We start from the raw sequence: 21,759 nt of genomic DNA, 5'->3' as shown, positions 1-21,759 counted from the left end.
TTGGGTAAAAACGCTGCGAGTCGTCCGGCGTCCGTGGTTCTCTCGCTCCTGACAGAGACAGCCCTCGGACCGTGTGTGGACCCGAGACGGCGATTCCCCACTCCCGTTGAACCCTCTTCGGGGCGCCCCCGGCCCACCCGTCAAACCGTGTTTGCGGAGCCGACCCATGCTCACCACCTTGAAGACCTCCTACACCGACACGCGCGCGGCCGATCTGGCCTGGGCCCTCGGGCGCGAGCCGCTGCCCGCCCTCGCCGTGCTCGACCTCCAACTCTCCGGCGCCAAGCTCCAGTTGAGACTGCTCGGCGCTTCCCACCAGGTGCTCCTGGAAGAGGAGGGCCGCAGCTGCTCGGAGACCGTCGCCTGTATGCCCGGCAGCAGCACGCCGCTGCCGCTCGGCGTCTCCAAGCGCGTCGGCGAATGGGAGTACGAATTCGCCGCCCGCGTCGAGACGCTCTCGCACGGCTCCTTCGCGGGCCGCGCACAGGAGTTGCTGGCGCTCGTCGCCGATCACCCCAACGGACTCGCGGGGACCTTCCCCGGCTCGCCGCACGCCTTCACGGCGATGCTGGCGCAGCGCCACGAGGGCCAGGTGCGCTGGCGCACCTGGCATGCCTACCCGCAGGAAGGGCAGTTGGTGGTGACCAGGACCCGTATCGGTGTACGTATGCCTGCAACGCTCTAATGCGCCCTCCCGGAGCTCCAGATGCACTCGTGTGGGTGACAAGGGGCGCCCGAGCCGTGACGTAGCGTTACGGTCATGATCGAGCCGACCGTGACCATGCCACCCAAGAGGGTGCGGCGGGCGCCCGTGCGGCGGCCCGAGCCGCCGCGCCAGACGGTGCGGTTCCCGGTCCTCGCGGTGGTCTTCGTCTGCGCCGCCTGCGGTCTGGTCTACGAACTCGAACTGGTCGCGCTCGCCTCCTACTTGATCGGCGACTCGGTCACCCAGGCCTCCGTCGTGCTCTCCGTGATGGTCTTCGCCATGGGGGTCGGCTCGCTCCTCGCCAAAGGGCTGCGCTGCCGCGCCGCCGTCGGCTTCGGCCTGGTCGAGGCAGGGCTCGCGCTCATCGGCGGCTGCTCGGCGATGGTGCTGTACGCGGCCTTCGCCTGGTTCGGTGAATCGCGGTACGTCCTTGTGGCGTTCTCGCTCGCCATCGGAGTGCTCATCGGCGCGGAGATCCCCCTCCTGATGTCGCTCATACAGCGGGGCGACCGGTCGGGGCGGTCCGGGCGGAAGGCCTCGCTCGGGGAGCAGGACGACGCCGCCGGGACGGTCGCCGACCTCTTCGCCGCCGACTACGTCGGCGCGCTGGTCGGCGGCCTGGCCTTCCCCTTTCTGCTGCTGCCCTGGCTCGGCCAGCTCACCGGCGCCCTCGTCACCGGCGCCGTCAACGCCGTGGCGGGCGGCGGCCTCGTCCTGTGGGTGTTCCGCCGCGACCTGACGACCCGCTCCAGAATCCTGCTCGTCGCGGTGAACGTCTCGGTCCTGGCCGTCCTCGCGACGGCGACCGTGCTCGTCGACGACTTCGAACAGGCCGCGCGCCGGGCGGTGTACGGGGAGCAGGTGCGGGTCGCCGTCCACACCGAACTCCAGGAGGTGGTCGTGACCGGAGGCCGCGAGAGCCCGCCCGACCTGTTCCTCGACGGCCGCCTCCGGGTGGCCGGCCAGGACGAGTACCGCTACCACGAGGCACTCGTGCACCCCGCGATGAACGGCGCGCACGCACGCGTGCTGATCGTCGGCGGCGGGGACGGCATGGCCGCCCGCGAGGCCCTGCGCTACCCCGGGGTCCGCTCCGTCACCGTCGTCGAACTCGATCCCGGCGTCGTCCGCCTCGCCCGTACGGACCCGGCCCTCGCCACGCTCAACGCGCAGGCGTTCCGGGACCCGCGCGTCCGGGTGGTCTACGCGGACGCGTTCCACTGGCTCCGGGGGGCCACGGATCGTGTGCAGGAACGGTACGACGTGGTGATCTCCGATCTGCCGGACCCCGGAATCACCCCCAGCACCAAGCTGTACTCGGAGGAGTTCTACGGGCTCGTGGCCCAGGTCCTCACCCCCTCAGGACGCTTCGCCGTGCACGCCGGATCCGTCGCCGACCGGCCCCGCACCTACTGGACCGTGGACGCCACCCTGCACGCGGCCGGCTTCGCCACCCGCCCGTACAGCGCGAGCGGCCGTACCCCCGGCTTCGCCGCCGGACCCGACCGCGCCGACCGCACCAGCGGTACGGGGCAGGGGCCCGGCGACTGGGGCTTCCTCCTGGCCGTGCCGGGCAGCCGCCCGCCCGCCCTCGGTCTCGCCGCCGACGCGCCCCGGCTGCGGTCGCTCGGCGAAGGCACCCTGGAGGCCGCGGCGCGCCGCGCCGAGCGCGGCCGGGGCACCGAACTGCCCCCGTCGACCCTGGTGCACCCGCGGTACGGCGGCTGAGGACGACGGGGCTCCCGTGCCGAACAGGCGACGCCGCGCCCCGGCCTGAGTAGGCTCGGCTTCCATGGAGCATGAGGTGTTCGTCCCGGTCCCGGCCGAGGTTCTGCGCGCGACGCTCACGGACCCGGCCCGGGTGGTGCGCTGCGTCCCCGGCCTCCAGCGGGACGCCGACGCGGAGGCGGGCCCGCTCACGGGCCGGCTCAAGGTGCGGGTCGGCGGCAACACCATCACCTACCGGGGCGCCCTGAAGGTCGTCGAGCGGGACGGTGCCATCACCTACGAGGGCCGGGGGACCGAGGCCCGGGGCAAGGGCACGGCGGAGCTGTCGCTCACCGTCGTCCTCACTCCGGTGGCCGAGGGCACCGGCCTGACCTTCACCGGCGCCCTGACGGCGGCCGGCCGGCTCGCCGAGGTGACCGACGAGGCCCGGTCCACGGCGGGCGCACGGCTGCTCGACAAGTTCGTGGAGGCGCTGACGGCCCTTGCGGAGGAGCCGGAGTCGTCCTCCGAGGACGCGGCCGCTGCCGAGACCGAAGCAGCTGCCGTCGCCGATGCCGCTGCCGAGACCGAAGCTGCTGCCGCCGCCGATGCCGGCGCAGAGACCGAAGCTGCTGCCGCCGCCGATGCCGCCGCCGAGCCCGACTCCGACGACGACGGGGTCGACGACGGTGTCGAGGAGCCGCACCGGAGTTCCGTCTTCGACGCGCAGGTCCCGCCGCCCGCCCTCGATCCCCTCCTCGACGAGGACTTCGGCGACACCCCCATCGAGTTCCCCGCCCCGCAGCCCGCCGCCGAGGCCGCCCACGCCCGCCGGACCATGATCGGTCGGAGCGCCGAGGAGGTCGACCACGCGCCACCGCGTGGCCGGTACGCCCCCGTTCCCGCTCCCGAGGCGTCGAGTGCCGGCGCCACCCTGCGCTGGATCGCCCCGGCCGCGGCCCTCGCGCTCGCCTCCGCCGTGGTCGTCGGCCGCGCACTGCGCCGCCGCCGCTGAGACATGAGCCGAGGCAGGCCCCGCGACGCACCCTGCCCCACCCGCTGCGACGCACCCCGACCCACGCCCTGCGACATGCTCTGAAAATGCCCGGAAACGGTCGGCCGCGTTCGAGGTCTCGCACGATTAGGGTCAGGGCGTGAGCATGCAGACGCGACTGACGGCGGGCGACGCCGAGTTGACCATCAGCCCCGAGAACGGCTGCCGGATCGAGAGCCTGCGCATCGGCGGCACCGAGGTGCTGCGCCAGGGCGAGCGGTTCGGAAGCTTCCCGATGGTGCCCTGGTGCGGGCGGACCGAGAACGGCCGCTTCCGCAACGGGGCGACCACCCACCAGCTGCCGGTCAACGCACCCCCGCACGCCATCCACGGCACCGTCCGCGACCTCGCCTGGAAGACCGTCAAGGCCTCCGAGACCGAGGCCGTCTTCATCTGCGAGCTCGACGACCCGTGGCCGTACCGGGGCAAGGTCACCCAGGTCTTCGAGCTGGCCGAGGACTCCCTCACCCTCCGCTTCGGGGTCGAGACCTCGGACGACTCCTTCCCGGCCCAGGCCGGCTGGCACCCCTGGTTCCTGCGGAACCTCGGGCAGGGCGGTCAGGACGTGCGGCTCGACTTCACCGCCGCCTGGCAGGAGGAGCGCGGGGAGAACCACCTCCCCACCGGCCGCCGCATCGACCCCCTCCCCGGCCCCTGGGACGACTGCTTCGGCATGCCCGAGGGCGTCGATGTCACCCTCACCTGGCCGGAGGAGCTGGAGCTGAAGGTCGCAAGCCGCGCCGAGTGGGTCGTGATCTACGACGAGCCCGAGGAAGCCGTCTGCGTCGAGCCGCAGTCGGGCCCGCCGAACGGCCTCAACACCCACCCGCGCCTGGTCACCCTGATCGATCCCCTGGAGGTCGAGAGCACCTGGAGCTGGCGCCGTCTCTGAGCGGTGTCCCCGCGGCGCCCCTTAAGCTGCTGACCATGACTGACGTACGCGCTGAGCTGCTCCAGCAGATCAAGGACAAGGCCGTGGTGCACGGCAAGGTGACCCTCTCGTCGGGTCTGGAAGCCGACTACTACATCGACCTGCGCCGGATCACGCTGGACGGCGAGGCCGCGCCGATGGTGGGTCAGGTCATGCTCGACCTCACGGCCGACCTGGACTTCGACTGCGTCGGCGGGCTGACCCTGGGCGCCGACCCGGTCGCCACCTCGATGCTGCACGCCTCCGCCGCGCGCGGGCAGCGCCTCGACGCCTTCGTCGTACGGAAGGCGCAGAAGGCGCACGGCATGCAGCGCCGTATCGAGGGCACGGACGTGAAGGGCCGTCGCTGCCTCGTGGTCGAGGACACCTCGACCACCGGCGGCTCGCCGCTGACCGCCGTCGAGGCCGTCCGCGAGGCCGGCGGCGAGGTCGTCGCCGTGGCCACGATCGTCGACCGGGGTGCCGCCGAGGCCATCTCCGGGGCGGGTCTGGCGTACCTCACGGGCTACCAGCTGGCCGATCTCGACCTGGCGTAACCGCCGCGAAGTCGTGACTTAGGTCCCGGACCCGGGCGAGAGCGGTCCTGACCTGCATTTTTTGCAAGGGGCGGGGTGTTTCACGTGAAACACCCCGCCCCTTGGCATGCCGTGCCCGTGGGAGCCCGGAGAAGAGTCTGGAAGGATGGGCGTCGACGATGACGTCGCCCCCAGGTCAGGGACAGCAACGCACACACCCCGCACATCACAAGGAGCGGACGAATGCCCATCGCAACCCCCGAGGTCTACAACGAGATGCTCGACCGGGCGAAGGCAGGCAAGTTCGCCTACCCGGCCATCAATGTGACTTCGTCCCAGACCCTGCACGCCGCGCTGCGCGGCTTCGCGGAGGCCGAGAGCGACGGCATCATCCAGATCTCGACCGGCGGAGCCGAGTTCCTGGGCGGCCAGTACAACAAGGACATGGTCACGGGCGCCGTTGCCCTGGCCGAGTTCGCGCACATCGTCGCCGCGAAGTACGACATCACGGTCGCGCTGCACACCGACCACTGCCCGAAGGACAAGCTGGACGGCTACGTCCGTCCGCTGCTCGACGTCTCCGCCGAGCGCGTCAAGGCCGGCCGGAACCCGCTGTTCCAGTCGCACATGTGGGACGGCTCCGCCGAGACCCTCGCCGACAACCTGGCCATCGGCCAGGAGCTGCTCGCGAAGGCCGCCGCCGCCAAGATCATCCTTGAGGTCGAGATCACCCCGACCGGTGGCGAGGAGGACGGCGTCACCCACGAGATCAACGACGAGCTGTACACCACCGTCGACGACGCGCTCCGCACCGCCGAGGCCCTCGGCCTGGGCGAGAAGGGCCGCTACCTGCTCGCCGCCTCCTTCGGCAACGTGCACGGCGTCTACAAGCCGGGCAACGTCGTCCTCCGCCCGGAGCTCCTCAAGGACCTCCAGGCCGGTGTCGCCGAGAAGTACGGCAAGGCCTCCCCGTTCGACTTCGTCTTCCACGGCGGCTCGGGCTCCACGGCCGAGGAGATCGCCACCGCGCTGGAGAACGGCGTCGTGAAGATGAACCTCGACACCGACACCCAGTACGCCTTCACGCGTCCGGTGGCGAACCACATGTTCAAGAACTACGACGGCGTCCTGAAGGTCGACGGCGAGGTCGGCATCAAGTCGACCTACGACCCGCGCACCTGGGGCAAGCTGGCCGAGGCCGGCATGGCCGTCCGTGTGACCGAGGCGTGCGCGGCGCTGCGCTCGACCGGCACCAAGCTCAAGTAAGCGCTGTACGAGAAGCAGGCGTCACGAGAAGTAGGCGTTGTACGAGCGGCCCGGTACCTCCACCCTGGCGTGGGGGGTGCCGGGCCCTCGGCATGTCTGGAGGAGGATGACGGTGGCGGCGACGTACGACTTCGACCGGGAGATCGACCGGCGCGGGACCTGGTCGGTCCAGTGGGACGGGATCGCGGACCGCTTCGGCGTGCCCGACCTGCTCCCCTTCACGATCTCCGACATGGACTTCGCCTCCCCGCCGGAGGTCCTCGCGGCCCTGCGTGACCGCGTCGACCACGGCGTCTTCGGCTACTCGGACTGGCGGCTCGGAGACTTCCGCGAGGCGATCCGGCACTGGTACGCGAGTCGGTACGACACCGGGATCGACCCGGGGTCCCTGGTGTACGCGCCCTCCGTGCTCAACCAGCTCTCGCAGCTGCTGCGGATGTGGACGGAGCCCGGCGACGGCGTGGTCGTCCACACCCCCACGTACGACGGCTTCCGCAAGGCCGTCACCGGGCTCGGGCGCGAGCTGCGCGGCGTACCGCTCGGGGACCTCGAAGCCCTCGAACGGGAGCTGGCCCGGCCGGACAGCCGGATGCTGCTGCTCTGCTCCCCGCACAATCCGACCGGCCGGGTGTGGACGGAGGACGAGCTGACGGCCTTCGCCGCGCTCGCCGAGCTCCACGGCGTGGCCGTCGTCAGCGACGAGATCCACGCGGACCTGACCACCGAGGGCCACCGCCACATCCCGTGGACGCGGATGGCCGAGCCGGGCCGGGGCCGCCGCTGGGCTCTGATCACCTCGGCCACGAAGGCCTTCAATTTCCCCGCGCTCTCCGGCTCGTACGGGATCATCGGCGACCCCGACGAGCGCGAGACCTTCGTCAGGCGCATGGAGGCCGGGGAGGGGCTCGCCTCGCCGGCGGTGCTCTCGCTGACCGCCCACATCGCCGCGTACCGGCACGGCGCCGGCTGGCTGGACGAGCTGCGCGCCTATGTGGCGGGCACGATGGAGTCGGTGCGGGAGCGGCTGGCCGAGGGGCTGCCGGGAGTGGTCTGGGAGCCTCCGCAGGCCGGCTATCTGGCATGGATCGACCTGAGGCCCCTCGGTATCGAGGAGTCCAGGCTCCAGGAGGAGCTGGTGGCGGTCGAGAAGGTCGCGATCATGCCGGGCGGGGTGTACGGCACGCCCGGCTTCGTCCGGCTGAACGTGGGCTGTCCGAGGAAGAAGGCCGAGCGGGGCGTGGACGCGCTGGTGCGCGCGGCGGGGCGGCTGAGGAAGGCCTGAGGGGGACGGCTGCGGAAGGCCTGAGGGGACGGCGGCGGCCCCGGTCGTGCGCGGTGCGGATACCGGGAGGCGGTGTGTCGCAGGCGTGTTCTAGTCTTCGTGCACCGTGCCCCGTGTTGAGGGGCCGGAAGCATGCTCTTTGGGGGGCTCTTCATCGTGCGCAAGCGCGTTCTCTCGGCCGCGACGTCGTTCGCGGTCCTCTTCAGCTCCGCGGCGCTCGTCGCGGGCACGGCCGGCCAGGCGGCCGCCGACAGCAGCAAGGCCCTTCCGATGTCGTCCGTGGGCGACATGGTGGTGGACGGTGTCCACCGGAAGATCTTCATCAGCGACCCGTACCTCGGCAAGGTCGTCGTGACCGACTACTCCGGCACGGTGCTGCGCACCGTCACCGGGCTGCCCGGGGTCACCGGGCTGGTGCTCTCCGCCGATGCGGGGAGCCTGTACGCCGCTGTTCCGGGCATCGACGCCGTCGTCGCCCTGGACGCGCAGGCGGTGACCGAGACCGCCCGCTACGCGACCGGCGAGGGCACCGATCCGCAGTACGTCGCTCTCGCGGGCGGCAAGATCTGGTTCGGCTACGGCAACGGCGACCACGGCGACATCGGCTCGGTCGACACCGCCGGTGCCGAACCCGTGGTGACCCTGGCCCAGGACACCGAGCTGAACTACTCGGGCGCCCCGAGGCTCGTCTCCTCGCCGACGGACCCGAACGCCTTCGCGGCGATGTCCTCGTACTACCACCGGTTCCTGCTCGGCACGTACGACGTGTCCACGGGCACCGCGGCCCGTACCGCGCGCACCGCCGCCGACGTCGGTTCGGTGGGCATGGCCAACGACCTCGCCTTCACCCCGGACGGCGGCAAGCTCATCACGGCCACCGCCGGCAACCGCCACCGGGTGTGGCGGACCACCGACATGGCCGAGCTGCCGTCCTACGCCAGCGAGTACCACGGCACCGCCGTGGCCGTCGCCCCCGACGGCACCGTGGCGGCCGGCTCCGACGCCTGGTACGCCCCGGACGTGTTCGTCTACCGGCCGGGCGAGACGAAGGCCGTGCGGCAGTACGACTTCCCCGGCACCGGGAACACCAGCGGCGGCGACAGCCTCGCCAACAGTTCCCTCGCCTGGGAGCCGGGCGGCAGCCGCCTGTTCGCGGTGACCGCGGTCCTCAGCGGCGGCAGCGCCCGCCTGCACGTCCTGGACACGCCCACCAAGTCCCTGCCGACGGTCACCGTGAAGGTCCCGGCCACCGTGGCCGTCCTCAAGGCGATCACCGTCTCCGGCACGGTCGCGGCGACGCTGGGGCTGCCCGCCGGTACGCCGCTCACCGTGACGCGGTACGACGCCGAGTTCCCGAAGGGCAAGGCGCTCGGGACGAGGAACCTCGGGGCGAACGGCACGTTCTCGTTCGCCGACACCCCGACCGCGGCCGGGAACGTCACGTACAAGGTGGCGTACACGGGCGACGCGACGCACATGGGCGCGAGCGGCACGGCGCTCGTCAAGGTGACCCCGTTCAAGACCGCGCTGAAGCTCGACCGCCACGGGCTCGTCGTCAACTTCAACACCGCCGTGACGTACACGGCCACCCTCGGCCCGACGTACAAGAACCGTGTGGTGGAGCTCTGGGCCGACCCGAGCGGCTCGGAGCCCAAGCGGCTGCTCAAGCGCGGCACGGTGAACTCCGCGGGCAAGCTGTCGACGTCGCTCAAGATGACCCGGGACACCTGGGTGACCGCGGTCTTCGCCGGTGACACCCGCAGCTCCGCGGTCTCGGCCGCGTCGGCCGTGTACACGCGGGCGGGAGTGACGACCACCCTGTCCCGTCACTACAAGTGGACACGGATCGGCAGCACCTCGTACCAGACGTACCACCAGACGGCGGACCCGATGATCGCCGCCTGGCACAACTCGTACCCGGGTCGCAAGACGCGGCTCGACCTCGAGCTCTGGTACCAGGGCGCGTGGCGCAGCGCCGGTTCGGAGTACTTCAAGCTGAACGCCAACGGCATGGCGTACGTGACGATCGACGGCGACGGCGCGGCCGGCTACCGGTTCCGGGTCCGTTCCGCGTACATCGACGGCTCGTCCGGCGACAGCGTGAACACGAATTCCTACGGCGCGTGGAAGTACTTCGACTTCACCCGCTGAGGCACGCCCGAGCGGTCGACCGCGAGTGACCCGACGAGCCCCGTCCGCCCTTCCGGCGGGCGGGGCTCCGGTGTTCGCGGGATCATGCTGGCATGGGCGTGCGGGACGTGCGGTTGGCTTCGAGGACCGGGCGATGGATCGTGTTCACGACCGTCCTCGGGTCCGGGATGGCGCTGCTCGACTCCACCGTCGTCAATGTGGCCCTGCCGCACATCGGCGCCGATCTGGGCGCCGACATGGCCGTTCTCCAGTGGACGGTCAACGCCTACATGCTCACCCTGGCGGGTCTGATCCTGCTCGGCGGGGCGCTCGGCGACCGGTTCGGGCGGCGCCGTGTCTTCGTGATCGGCGTGGTGTGGTTCGCACTCGCCTCGCTGCTGTGCGGGCTCGCCCCGAACGCCGGGATCCTGATCGGCGCCCGCGCCCTCCAGGGGGTGGGCGGCGCGCTGCTCACCCCCGGGTCCCTGGCGCTGATCCAGGCGAGTTTCCACGAGGACGACCGGGCCAAGGCGGTCGGGCTGTGGTCCGGCTTCGGTGGTGTCGGGGCGGCGATCGGGCCGTTCGTGGGCGGCTGGCTGGTGGACGGTCCCGGCTGGCGGTGGGTGTTCCTGCTGAACGTGCCGCTCGCCGCCCTCTGCGTCCCCATCGCCCTGCGGCACGTGCCCGAATCGCGGGACGAGACCGCGCACGGCCGCTTCGACGTGCTCGGCGCGGTCCTGGGCGCGGCGGCCCTCGCGCTCGTCACCTACGCGCTGATCGGCGAGGCCTGGTGGGCCGGGGCGGCCGGGATCCTCGTCGGGGTCTGGTTCGTGAGGACGGAGCGGCGGCGCGGCGAGTCGGCGATGGTGCCGCCGTCGATCTTCGCGTCCCGGATGTTCACGGCGGTCAACCTGGTCACCCTGTGCGTGTACGCCGCTTTCGGCGGTTTCTTCTTCCTGGCCGCCCTCCAGCTCCAGGTGGTGGCCGGCTACTCGGCGCTCGGCGCCGGTACGGCCCTGCTGCCCACGACCGTCCTGATGCTGCTGTTCTCGGCCAAGTCCGGGGAGCTGGGGGAGCGGATCGGGCCCCGGATCCCGCTCACGGTGGGGCCGCTGCTGTGCGCCGCGGGCATGCTCCTGATGCTCCGGGTCGGCGAGGACGCCTCGTACGTACGGGACGTGCTGCCGGCCCTTCTGGTGCTCGGGCTCGGTATGACGGCCCTGGTAGCCCCGCTGACCGCGACCGTGCTCGCCTCGGTGGACGTGTCCAGGGCGGGCCTGGCCAGCGGCATCAACAACGCGGCGGCGCGGGCGGCCGGGCTGCTCGCGGTGGCGGCGCTGCCGATGCTCGCCGGGATGGGGCCGGAGGCGTACCTCTCCGCGGAGGAGTTCGGGTCGACGTTCCGGCGGGCGATGCCGATGTGCGCGGGGATCCTGGTGGTGGGCGCGGTGATCGCCTGGACGACGATGCGGACCCCGGCGCGGGCGGACTGCCACCCGGAGTGCAAGGTGCACTGCGGGGTGACGTCCCCGCCGCTCGACCCGGGGCAGCGGGACGCGCCGGCCTGAGCGGGGCGGGCCGCCTCGGGGGAGCCGGGGCGGGGGCGGTGGGCCCCGGGGGAGCCGGGCCGGGGCGGTGAGGTGCTCGTGAGCGGGCCGGTGCTCGTGAGCGGGCCGGTGTTTTCCGCCGGGGGGCCTCCGGTCGCCGGGTTTCCGCCCCCGGGACTGAGGCAGACTGGGCCCCATGGCCATGCATGAGAACCTCCTGGGGGGTCCCGCCCCCACCCACCTGCCCGACGACCCGGGGCCGCGCGAGCTGCTCGCGAACGGTACGGCGCCGGCGGACGTCGCCGCGAAGTACCCGACCTCCTCGCTCGCCTGGGCCCAGCTCGCCGACGACGCGTACGAGCGCGGCTCGGTCGTCGAGTCGTACGCCTACGCCCGTACCGGCTACCACCGCGGCCTCGACGCGCTGCGCCGCAACGGCTGGAAGGGCCACGGCCCGGTGCCGTGGGAGCACGAGCCGAACCGCGGCTTCCTTCGCGCGCTGCACTCGCTCGCCCGCGCGGCCGGCGAGATCGGCGAGAAGGACGAGTACGAGCGCTGCACGACCTTCCTGCGGGACTCCTCGGAGACCGCGGCGGAGACGCTCGGCTGAGGTCGTCCGTCCGCTGAAGGCCGTCGGACACTCGGACACCGTCCGGCTGCCTGTAGCCGGCTGTCTGAAGCCGTCTGACGCTGTCCGGATTTCGCCCTGTCCGACGGACCGGGGGAAATCCGGGCAGACCCCCCGGTCCGTTCGAGGGTGTTCGAGCAGGGCCGGTACGATCCCCGGGACCGAAGGACCGAACACGCCGGTGCCGAGGCCCCATTCCCTCTTCCCCCACTGCCGGCCGACGCAGGGGAGAAGTCTGTCGTGGGCAAGCGTGCCGCATCCGCTGGACGGCGACGAACGCAGAGCCGGCGGCGGGGCAGAGGCAGACGCGGTCCCGGCCGGCTCGTCCTGCCGACGCTGGTCCTGATGACGGTCGCGCTCGGCGCAGGCGTCGCCCTCGCCCACTTCAACGGCCCGCCGCCCGAGGACACCGCCGCCCCGGCCACCACCCCCGCGCCGGTGCCGACGACCGAGAGCCCGGCCCCGAAGAAGACCACCCCCACCCCCCGGCCCACGACGGCGAAGCCGAAGCCGCCGCCGAAGCCGAGGTCGACCCCGAGGTCGACCCCGAAGCCGACCTCGAAGAAGCCGCCCACCGTGCCGAAGTCCGGCGCCGGGACCTTCACCACCGCGCAGGCCACCGGCACGCCGGTCGGCGACAGCGGCGTCCTGCGCCGCTACCGGGTCCAGGTCGAGGAGGGCATCGAGCTGTCGGCGCGCGAGACGGCCGCCGAGATCCAGCAGATCCTGGCGCATCCGCGCGGTTGGGCCGCGCACGGCCGGGGCCGCTTCCAGCTGGTCTCGGAGGACGCCGACTTCGTCATCCGGATCGCCACCCCGGACACGGCCGACGCGCTCTGCCTCCGGCAGGGCCTGAACACCCACGGTGAGCTGAACTGCGAGACCACCGACGGGGTCGTGGTGAACCTGAAACGGTGGATGCTGGGCTCGCCGACCTTCGCGGGGGAGGCCGCCGAGTACCGGCACCTGATCATCAACCACGAGGTCGGGCACGAGATCGGCATCCGGCAGCACATGGACTGCCCGGGTCCGGGCAAGCTCGCGCCCGCGATGATGCAGCAGATCAAGGGCCTGAACGGATGCCGTTCGAACGCGTTTCCGTATGACGAAGACGGGAGCTACATCGCCGGGCCGATCGTGTCATGATGCGCTTGGGACGGCGCGCGACGAAGCCCGCCTCCCGAGGGGACCGGGGCTCCCGTGCCGCACGGCAAACCGTGCGTACGGTGGAGCAGACCGCTACCCGGTAGTTCGTATCGAGGAGACAGAAATGTCACTCTCCCCGGGTTCTCCCGATTCCGGAGCCGGTTCGGTCACCCACGACCCGAACCTCGACTTTGCGGGTACCACGCCGTACGAGGACTACGTCCAGGCGGACGTCCTCACCCACCTCCAGCACCTCCGCTCGGACGACCCGGGCGAGATGGTCTTCCTGGTCACCACCCAGGTCATGGAGCTGTGGTTCACGGTGATCGTCCACGAGTGGGAGACCGCGAGCCGCGCCCTGCGCGAGGACCGCGTCCCCGTCGCGATGGACGCGCTCAAGCGTTCCGTGCGCGAGCTGGAGGCCCTCAACCACTCCTGGCGTCCCCTCGCCCAGCTCACCCCCGCCCAGTTCAACGCCTACCGGGCCGCGCTCGGCGAGGGCTCCGGATTCCAGTCCGCGATGTACCGCCGGATGGAGTTCCTGCTGGGCGAGAAGTCCGCGTCCATGCTCGTCCCGCACCGGGGCGCGCCCCGCGTCCACGCCGAGCTGGAGAAGGCCCTCCAGGAGCCGAGCCTGTACGACGAGGTCCTCGGGCTGCTCGCCCGCCGCGGCCTGCCCGTCCCGGCCGCCGTCCTCGGCCGTGACCTGGCGCAGCGATACGAGCCCTCGGCCGAGGTCGAGGCGGTCTGGGCCGGGATCTACGCGGACGCCGACCAGAACGGCGAGCTCGTGCGGCTCGGCGAGGCCCTGAGCGATGTCGCCGAACTGGTCTGGCGATGGCGCAACGACCACCTGGTGGCGACCCGGCGCGCGATGGGCGCGAAGACCGGCACCGGCGGTTCGGCGGGCGTGGCCTGGCTGGAGAAGCGGGCCCAGAAGAACGTGTTCCCGGAGCTCTGGACGGCGCGCAGCCATGTCTGACCTCCTCAGGGCCAGGGCCCTGGAACTCGACGCCGCCGACGAACTCGGCAAGCACCGCGAGAAGTTCGCCCTCGACGCCGGGACCGTCTACCTCGACGGCAACTCCCTCGGCGCGCTTCCCGCCCACGTACCGGCCCGCATGGCCGACGTGATCACCCGCGAGTGGGGCGAGCTCCGCATCCGCTCCTGGGACGAGTCGGGCTGGTGGACCGCGCCCGAGCGGATCGGCGACCGGATCGCGCCGATCGTCGGCGCCGCCCCGGGGCAGATCGTGGTCGGTGACTCGACCAGCGTGAACGTCTTCAAGGCGGTCGTCGCGGCGGCCCGGATCAACGGCGACGACCGGGACGAGATCCTCGTCGACGCGACGACCTTTCCCACGGACGGGTACATCGCGGAGTCCGCGGCGCGCATGACGGGTCACGAGATCGTGGCGTGCGACCCGGCCGACATGGCGGACGCGGTGAGCGACCGCACGGCCCTCGCGCTCGTCAACCACGTCGACTACCGCACGGGCCGGCTCCAGGACCTGCCGGGCCTCACCGCCGCGCTCCACGCGGCGGGCGCGCTCGCCGTCTGGGACCTGTGCCACAGCGCGGGCGCCCTGCCCGTCGGCCTGGACGCGCACGGGGTCGACCTGGCCGTCGGCTGTACGTACAAGTACCTGAACGGCGGGCCCGGTTCGCCGGCCTACCTGTACGTCGCCGAGCGTCACCAGGCCGCCTTCGACTCGCCGCTGCCGGGCTGGAACTCGCACTCCGACCCGTTCGCCATGACCCCCGGGTACGAGGCCGCCGCGGGCGCCGTACGGGGCCGGGTCGGCACGCCCGACATCCTCTCCATGCTGGCCCTCGAAGCGGCGCTCGACGTCTGGGACGGGGTCGCGATCGAGGACGTGCGCGCCAAGTCCCTCGCGTTGACGGACTTCTTCCTGGAGTGCGTCGCCGCCTACGCCCCCGAGGGCCGGGTCGTCCCGGTGACGCCCGGAGCGCGCGCCGAGCGCGGCAGCCAGGTGGCACTGAGCTGCGAGAACGCGCCCGCCGTGATGGCCGAGCTGATCAAGCGCGGGGTCGTCGGCGACCTGCGCCGCCCCGACGTGCTGCGGTTCGGCTTCACGCCGCTGTACGTCGGCTTCGCGGACGCGGAGAAGGCGGCGCGGGTCCTCGCGGAGGTCCTGGCCGACCTCCCCGCCTGAGGGATGACGGTCCGATGATCGCCTGATCTGCGGGGGCTCCACTCCTGGTACCGTCCCCGCAGGTCAGGCCAATTCGGCCCCGTACCCGAGAGGTTGGAACAGCATGCCGGACCCCGCCGCGCGCGCCGCCGCCGAAGAGGCGTCCGCCTTCTCGCACCCGGCCGTCGCCCCCGACGCCTCCGCCGCGTACGGCGACCACCCGGACCAGGTGATCGACTTCTACGCCCCGCGCGGTGGCCACACCCGGGCGCCGCTCGTCGTCGCCCTGCACGGCGGTGCCTGGCGGGCCCCCTACGACCGGCAGCACCTGACCCCGTTCGTGGACTTCCTGGCCCGTCGCGGCTTCGCCGTGGCCAACGTCGAGTACCGGCGCGGCAGTAGCGACATCCCCCGTCAGGGTGGCGCCGCCCCGGTCGCCGGGCGCTGGCCCGAGACCTTCGACGACGTGGCCGCCGCGCTCGACGCCGTACCGGAGCTCGCCTCCGTACACCTGCCGCAGGCCGACACCGGCCGGATCGTGCTCACCGGCCACTCGGCGGGCGGCCAGCTCGCCCTGTGGGCCGCCGCCCGGCACGTCCTGCCCGTCGGCTCCCCGTGGCGGCTGCCCGCCCCGCCCGCCCTGCGCGGGGTCGTCGCCCTCGCCCCGATCGCCCACTTCGGCCGGTCGATCGAGCTGGGGGTGTGCGGCGGCGCGGTCACCGAACTCCTGGGCGACCCCTCCGCGTACGTGGAGCGGGCGGCCCACGCCGACCCGTCGGCGCTGCTCCCGACGGGGATCGCGACCACCGTCGTCCAGGGCCGCGAGGACCTCGACGTGCCGTACACCGTCGCCGACGCGTACGCCGAGGCGGCGGCGAAGGCGGGCGAGGCGGTCGGCATGACGCTCCTGGAGGAGGTCGGCCACTTCCCGCTGATCGACCCGGCGGCGGACGCGTGCGCGGTGGTGGCGGAGGAGATCGCCCAACTGGCCTGGTGACCCCGGAGCGGAATGTTCCGGCGAGGTTCCGTACAACCCTTCGAACCGATCGCGAGTCTGATCGGGCGCGGCACTCCCGTGTCCGATCTTCCTCGTGGAGGTTCTACCTTGCAGCTCCGCTCCACCGGCAGCCGTCTCGCCCTGGCCGTCACGGCCGTCCTCGCCGTCACGGCGATGGGCGCCGGCACGCTCGCCACCGCCCCGGCCGCCTTCGCGGCCACCTCGGCCCCGGCCTCGGCCGAGCAGGCCGCTGCTCTTCCCGTCTTCCCGAAAAGCAGCGACTTCGGAGGCGTGGGCTCCTCCGGCTTCCTGACGTACTCCTTCGCGTCCGACGGGACCCGGAACCTGCTCTGGACGCCGTACGACGGCGGCGCCGCGACCCCGCTCCAGGACCCCGACGGCTGGTCTGTCGGGGCCGGTGACGTGGTCGTCCTCGGCGACGCCTCCTGGTCCGCCGAGTTCCGCTCCATCACCCTGCGGAACATGGCCGCCCCGGCCGCCCCGGCCGTGACCATCGACCTCGCCGCGCTGAACGGCAACTACGTGGCCGTGCTCAGCCCGACGAGCGTGCTCGCGCAGGTGATGAACGAAGTCGGCCAGGCCGAACTGCACGTCGTGACCAAGGACGGCGCCACGACGACCAGCCGCAAGATCGCGGGCCTGCCGGCGAACGCCACCGACTTCTTCGGCTCCGGGGCCCACGACGGCCAGGTCTTCGTCGGGTTCGAGACCGGACCGGAGGGCGCGCGGACCGGCGGCCGGGCCCTGGTCGACGTGGCGGCCGGGACCGTGACCGCGACGTACGCCTCTCCCGAGTCCGGGTTCGGCTACGGCGGCCTGAACTTCTCCGCTTCGCACGTGACCTGGTTCGGCTACGAGAGCGGTACCGGCGACTACATCACGTCCGTCGACCGCAAGACGGGCGAGCAGAAGAAGACCGTCCTCGGCTCCCACCTCGACGAGTGGTACAGCACGCTCATGGGCGAGTGGCTGGTCTACGGCAACCCCAAGACGCCCGCCAAGGCCGTCTCCCTCGCCACGGGCGAGATCCACGAGCTCGGCGTCTCGGCGTCGGGCGTGTCGTCATCGGACGACGGCAGCGCGGTGCTGCGCGGCAGCCGGGCCGCGGACGGCGACGGACTGTTCCGCGTCGTGGCCGGTGCGGACGGCACCCCGACCGTCACCAAGGTGGCCGAGACGGGCACGGTGGTGATGCCGTTGGCGATCGAGCAGGTCCACGTCCCCGAAGTGGTGAACCTCGACAAGTCCGGCGGCAGGGTGACCCTGGGCTGGACGCTGTCGCGCCGCGACGCCTACCTCGACGTCACGCTCACGCACATCGCCACGGGCAAGGAGTTCCGGACGCGTGTGGCCGCACCGGCCACCGGCACCCTGTTCTCCTTCGACTGGGACGGTGTCATCGACGGGGTCGACGCGCCGAACGGCAAGTACGGCGTGGAGGCCGAGGCGACGCCGCTCGACGGTGTCGGCGAGCCCGCCTACCAGGGCTGGTTCATGAACCTCGCCCGGGCGTACAACCCGCACGACTACAACGACAACGGTTCCACCGACGTCCTCGCCCGGGACGCCTCCGGCGTGCTGTGGCGCGACGACCTGCGGGACCGTCCGGACTACGGCCAGGTCAATGTCGCCAAGCGCACCCGTATCGGCGCGGGCTGGGGGGTGTACAAGCAGATCGAGGCCGTCGGCAGCGTGGGCGGTGCCGCCAACGGCGATGTGGTCGCGGTCGACGGATCCGGCGTGCAGTGGCTCTACCTGGGGAAGGGTGACGGCACGTTCGCCACGCGGCTGCAGGTCGGCACGGGCTGGCAGATCTACAACAAGCTCGCCGGCGGCTCGGACCTCGACGGCGACAGCCGTTCCGACCTGGTGGCCACGGACGGCGCCGGTGTCCTGTGGTTCTACAAGGGCACCGGCAGCTACGCGAAGCCGTTCGCGACCCGGGTGAAGGTCGGCGGCGGCTGGCAGGTCTACAACCAGATCACCGCCGTCGGCAACATCGCGGGCTCGGCGGCCGGTGACCTCGTCGCACGCGACACCGCCGGCGTCCTCTGGCTCTACCAGGGCAACGGCACCGGCGGCTTCGCCCCCCGCGTGAGGATCGGTGCCGGCTGGGGCGCCTTCTCCCAGCTCGTCGGCGCCGGTGACCTCGACAACGACGGTCGCCCGGACCTGATCGCGTACGGGTCGGGCGGCACGTACGTCTACCGCTCGACGGGCAGCGTCACCGCCCCCTTCAGCCGTCAGACGACGACGCTGTACGCGGGCGACGGCTCCAAGTTCAACAACGTCTCCTGAGGCCTGCCCTAGTCCTCAAGGGGGACCCGGAAGGATCCGCAACGAGCGGGACGACCGGGTCCCCCGCCGCACGTACCGTGGTCGACGTGACTCAGACACAGACCCCCGAGACGAGCCGCGCCCCCGAGTTCCACCTGGTCCAGGTCGTCCTCGGCGGGCTGCGGCAGGAACTCTTCCACGACGCGTCGGCCTACCGGCCGCTCCAGCCGGCCGAGGTGAACCCCAAGGTGGCGCGCTTCCTGCCGAAGGGGATACGGCCGCACCTCGGACTGTTCCCGCACGTGGTCGTCGCGTTCCTCGCCATGATCGCCTTCGCGCTGGGGTACGAGGAATTCGACACCAGCTTCGCCCCGCTGACGCTGATGGTCGTCTGCACCCCGCCCGCGATCGTGCTGCTCACCCTGGTGCGGCCGGTCCTCGCCTTCTGGGCCTCGCTCGCCACCGCGCCCGTCATCGGCTACCTCACCGGCTACGACGCCGGCTGGCCCTGGTCGCACATCACGTTCTTCTCCCACCTCGTGGTCCTCGGCGTGGTCGCGGCCCGCTCCCGGCCCCGCACCTCGGCGTGGATGTGGCTCGTGACGGCCGCCTTCTCCCTCTTCACGGAGATGTTCCTCGGGAGGGGATACAACTCCGACGCCGTCCCGCTGCTCTTCGTCGCCGCCCTGGTCCTCCTCGCCGTCACCGTCCTCCAGGTCCGCCGCCAGGCCGACCGCGAGGTGACCGCCCAGCTGACCGTCACCGAGCAGGAGCGCTCCAAGCGGACCCTCCTGGAGGAGCGCACCACGATCGCCCGCGAGCTGCACGACGTCGTCGCCCACCACATGTCGGTGGTCGCGATCCAGGCGGAGGCCGCCCCGTACCGGGTCGAGAACCCGCCGCCGGAGCTGGAGCAGGCCTTCCTCACCATCCGGGAGAACGCGGTCGCCGCGCTGACCGAGCTGCGCCGCATCCTCGGTGTCGTCCGTGCCGAGGACTACGAGGCTCCCGACGCCCCGCAACCGACCCTCGCCGACCTGGACTCGCTCGTCCGCAACGTGCAGGAGGCCGGGCTCGTCGTCGAGAAGACGGTGACCGGCGCCGTACGGGAGCTGCCGCAGGGCGTGGAGCTCTCCGCGTACCGGATCGTCCAGGAGGCCCTGTCGAACGTGCTGCGGCACGCGCCGGGCGCGGCCGCGAAGGTCGAGGTCAGCTATGTCCTCGGCGGTCTGGGCCTGCGCATCGCCAACGGGCCGGCGCGGGGGCTCGTGAAGCCCTCGCCGGGCGCCGGGCACGGCATCACCGGCATGCGGGAGCGTGTGACGATGCTCGGCGGGGAGATGACGGCCGAGACCACCGAGGACGGTGGCTACGAGGTGGCCGCCTTCGTCCCCGTGAGCCGCGACCACGACCGTGACCGCGACCAGGACCGTGAGGGGGCCGGCCAGTGATCCGCGTACTGATCGTCGACGACCAGATGATGGTCCGCGAGGGATTCTCGGTGCTGCTCGGCGCGATGCCGGACATCGAGGTCGTCGGGGAGGCGGTCAACGGCCGGGAGGCCGTCGCGCAGGTCGCCGCCCTCCGCCCCGACGTGGTCCTCATGGACATCCGGATGCCCGAGCTGAACGGCATCGACGCCACCCGGGAGATCGTCGCCGCCGACGCGGACGCGAAGGTGCTCGTGCTGACCACCTTCGACCTCGACGAGTACGTGTACCAGGCGCTGCGCGCCGGGGCCTCCGGCTTCCTGCTCAAGGACGCCTCGGCCCGGCAGCTCGCGGAGGGGGTGCGCGTCGTCGCGGCCGGCGAGGCGCTGCTCGCGCCGACCGTCACGAAGCGGCTGATCACCGAGTTCGCGAAGGCGCCGGGGAGTTCTCCGCGCCCGCCGGCGATGGCGCAGATCGGGGAGCTGACGGAGCGCGAGACGGAGGTCCTCGTGCTCATCGCGCAGGGTCTGTCGAACGCCGAGATCGCCGAGCATCTCGTCGTGGCCGAGTCGACGATCAAGACGCATGTGAGCCGGATCCTGGTGAAGCTGGCGCTGCGGGACCGGACGCAGGCGGCGGTCTTCGCGTACGAGGCGGGCCTGGTGCGCGTCGGCGGCTAGAGCGGGCTCCGGGGCGCGGGTAGCGTCCGGTCATGGACGCTCGCATGGACGCTGTTGTCGCCGCGTACGACCCCTGGTCGCCCGATTTCGTCGCCGATCCGTACCCCGCGTACGCCGCGCTGCGGGAGGCGGGCCGTGCCCACTGGCACGGTCCGACCCGGCAGTGGCTGATCCCGCACTACGAGGACGTGTCGGCGCTCCTCAGGGACCGGCGGCTCGGGCGGACGTACACGCACCGCTTCACCCACGAGGAGTTCGGGCAGGAGGCTCCGGCCGCCGCGTACGAGCCCTTCCACACGCTCAACGACCACGGGCTGCTCGATCTGGAGGCGGCCGACCACAGCCGGATCCGGCGTCTGGTGTCGAAGGCGTTCACGCCGAGGACGGTGGAGAACCTGGCTCCGACGGTACGGCGCCTCGCCGCCGCACTGGTCGGGGACCTGGTGGCGGCGGGCGGCGGCGACCTGCAGGCCGTGGTCGCGGAGCCGCTGCCCGTCGCGGTGATCGCCGAGATGCTGGGCGTTCCCGAGGACGACGAGGAGCGGGGGCGGCTGCGGCCCTGGTCGGCGGCGATCTGCGGGATGTTCGAGCTGAACCCCTCGGAGGAGACGGCCCGGCGGGCGGTCGAGGCCTCGGTCGAGTTCTCGGACTATCTGCGGGAGCTGATCGCGCGGCGCAGGAGGAATCCGGGGGACGACCTGATCTCGGGCCTCGTCGGGGTGGAGGAGCTGACGGAGCAGGAGATGATCTCCACCTGTGTGCTGCTCCTGAACGCGGGCCACGAGGCCACCGTGAACACCACGGTCAACGGCTGGTGGACGCTCCTGCGGAACGACGTCCGTCCGGATCCCGAAAAGTTGTCCACAGCTGTGGAAGAACTTCTGCGGTACGACACCCCGCTCCAGATGTTCGAGCGCTGGGTCCTCGACGACATCGAGATCGGCGGGCAGACCATCCCGCGCGGCTCCGAGGTCGCCCTGCTCTTCGGCTCCGCCAACCGCGACCCGGCCCGCTTCGGCCCGACCGCCGACACCCTCGACCTCACCCGCGCCGACAACCCGCACATCACCTTCGGCGCGGGCATCCACTACTGCCTCGGCGCCCCGCTCGCCCGCCTCGAACTGACGGCGGTCTTCGGGGAGTTGCTGAAGCAGGCGCCGGGGCTGCGGCTCGTGGCGGAGCCGGTACGGAAGCCGGGGTACGTGATCAGGGGGTTCGAGGAGCTGGTGGTGGAGGTGTGAGCACTGCTCCTACGAAGCAGCAGTGCTCGGCTCGCCTCACCCCGG

At 72.1% G+C, this 21,759-nt stretch carries 18 protein-coding genes; all 18 read left to right on the top strand.

Features of this window, described 5'->3' with window-relative positions; all coding sequences use genetic code 11:
- Nucleotides 1-166: 166 nt before the first annotated feature.
- The 18 genes from OG462_RS21165 (at nucleotide 167) to OG462_RS21080 (ending at nucleotide 21,714) form a co-directional block, all read left to right on the top strand.
- Nucleotides 167-685 carry a DUF2617 family protein gene (locus tag OG462_RS21165; protein WP_406059731.1) on the top strand — a complete coding sequence of 173 codons (519 nt, stop codon included), beginning with the start codon at nucleotides 167-169 and terminating at the stop codon, nucleotides 683-685.
- A 75-nt stretch (nucleotides 686-760) separates the two neighbouring features.
- On the top strand, nucleotides 761-2,434 hold the full coding sequence (locus OG462_RS21160; RefSeq protein WP_406059729.1) for a polyamine aminopropyltransferase: 1,674 nt from the start codon (nucleotides 761-763) through the stop codon (nucleotides 2,432-2,434).
- A gap of 64 nt (nucleotides 2,435-2,498) precedes the next feature.
- Nucleotides 2,499-3,428: an SRPBCC family protein gene (locus tag OG462_RS21155; protein WP_406059728.1), complete on the top strand. Its 930-nt coding sequence runs from the start codon at nucleotides 2,499-2,501 to the stop codon at nucleotides 3,426-3,428.
- A 145-nt stretch (nucleotides 3,429-3,573) separates the two neighbouring features.
- Nucleotides 3,574-4,359, top strand: a complete 786-nt coding sequence (locus OG462_RS21150) for an aldose 1-epimerase (protein ID WP_406066636.1) — start codon at nucleotides 3,574-3,576, stop codon at nucleotides 4,357-4,359.
- A 35-nt stretch (nucleotides 4,360-4,394) separates the two neighbouring features.
- A complete protein-coding gene (gene pyrE / locus OG462_RS21145; protein ID WP_328943895.1) occupies nucleotides 4,395-4,934 on the top strand; it encodes an orotate phosphoribosyltransferase in 540 nt (179 codons plus the stop codon).
- Nucleotides 4,935-5,156: 222 nt separating this feature from the next.
- The gene (fbaA, locus tag OG462_RS21140; protein WP_406059726.1) at nucleotides 5,157-6,179 is read left to right on the top strand and encodes a class II fructose-bisphosphate aldolase; all 1,023 of its coding nucleotides are present in this window, start codon (nucleotides 5,157-5,159) and stop codon (nucleotides 6,177-6,179) included.
- A gap of 106 nt (nucleotides 6,180-6,285) precedes the next feature.
- Nucleotides 6,286-7,461, top strand: coding sequence for a MalY/PatB family protein (locus OG462_RS21135; RefSeq protein WP_406059724.1), 1,176 nt, complete (start codon nucleotides 6,286-6,288; stop codon nucleotides 7,459-7,461).
- 132 nt (nucleotides 7,462-7,593) lie between these two features.
- Nucleotides 7,594-9,612, top strand: coding sequence for an Ig-like domain repeat protein (locus OG462_RS21130; RefSeq protein WP_406059722.1), 2,019 nt, complete (start codon nucleotides 7,594-7,596; stop codon nucleotides 9,610-9,612).
- 92 nt (nucleotides 9,613-9,704) lie between these two features.
- A complete protein-coding gene (locus tag OG462_RS21125) occupies nucleotides 9,705-11,159 on the top strand; it encodes an MFS transporter (protein WP_406059720.1) in 1,455 nt (484 codons plus the stop codon).
- 175 nt (nucleotides 11,160-11,334) lie between these two features.
- Nucleotides 11,335-11,748, top strand: a complete 414-nt coding sequence (locus OG462_RS21120) for a DUF3151 domain-containing protein (protein WP_266893592.1) — start codon at nucleotides 11,335-11,337, stop codon at nucleotides 11,746-11,748.
- A gap of 363 nt (nucleotides 11,749-12,111) precedes the next feature.
- Entirely contained in the window at nucleotides 12,112-12,912 is an 801-nt protein-coding gene (locus tag OG462_RS21115; RefSeq protein WP_406059718.1) for a DUF3152 domain-containing protein, read from the top strand.
- Nucleotides 12,913-13,036: 124 nt separating this feature from the next.
- Nucleotides 13,037-13,894, top strand: coding sequence for a tryptophan 2,3-dioxygenase family protein (locus OG462_RS21110; protein WP_406059717.1), 858 nt, complete (start codon nucleotides 13,037-13,039; stop codon nucleotides 13,892-13,894).
- The gene (gene kynU / locus OG462_RS21105; protein WP_406059715.1) at nucleotides 13,887-15,089 is read left to right on the top strand and encodes a kynureninase; all 1,203 of its coding nucleotides are present in this window, start codon (nucleotides 13,887-13,889) and stop codon (nucleotides 15,087-15,089) included. The genes OG462_RS21110 and kynU overlap by 8 nt, the downstream gene beginning before the upstream one ends.
- Before the next feature lie 103 nt (nucleotides 15,090-15,192).
- Entirely contained in the window at nucleotides 15,193-16,065 is an 873-nt protein-coding gene (locus OG462_RS21100; RefSeq protein ID WP_406059714.1) for an alpha/beta hydrolase, read from the top strand.
- 108 nt (nucleotides 16,066-16,173) lie between these two features.
- A complete protein-coding gene (locus tag OG462_RS21095; RefSeq protein ID WP_406059713.1) occupies nucleotides 16,174-18,384 on the top strand; it encodes an FG-GAP repeat domain-containing protein in 2,211 nt (736 codons plus the stop codon).
- 77 nt (nucleotides 18,385-18,461) lie between these two features.
- Nucleotides 18,462-19,814 carry a sensor histidine kinase gene (locus OG462_RS21090; protein WP_406059711.1) on the top strand — a complete coding sequence of 451 codons (1,353 nt, stop codon included), beginning with the start codon at nucleotides 18,462-18,464 and terminating at the stop codon, nucleotides 19,812-19,814.
- The gene (locus OG462_RS21085) at nucleotides 19,811-20,473 is read left to right on the top strand and encodes a response regulator (RefSeq protein WP_406059709.1); all 663 of its coding nucleotides are present in this window, start codon (nucleotides 19,811-19,813) and stop codon (nucleotides 20,471-20,473) included. Before OG462_RS21090 ends, OG462_RS21085 begins: the two co-directional genes overlap by 4 nt.
- A gap of 32 nt (nucleotides 20,474-20,505) precedes the next feature.
- Nucleotides 20,506-21,714 carry a cytochrome P450 gene (locus OG462_RS21080; RefSeq protein WP_406059707.1) on the top strand — a complete coding sequence of 403 codons (1,209 nt, stop codon included), beginning with the start codon at nucleotides 20,506-20,508 and terminating at the stop codon, nucleotides 21,712-21,714.
- Nucleotides 21,715-21,759 lie beyond the last annotated feature (45 nt).

The organism is Streptomyces sp. NBC_01077, assembly GCF_045162855.1.
GTDB lineage: Bacteria > Actinomycetota > Actinomycetes > Streptomycetales > Streptomycetaceae > Streptomyces.
Note: the sequence above shows the minus strand (reverse complement) of the source record. Positions and strands in the feature narration are given on the sequence as shown.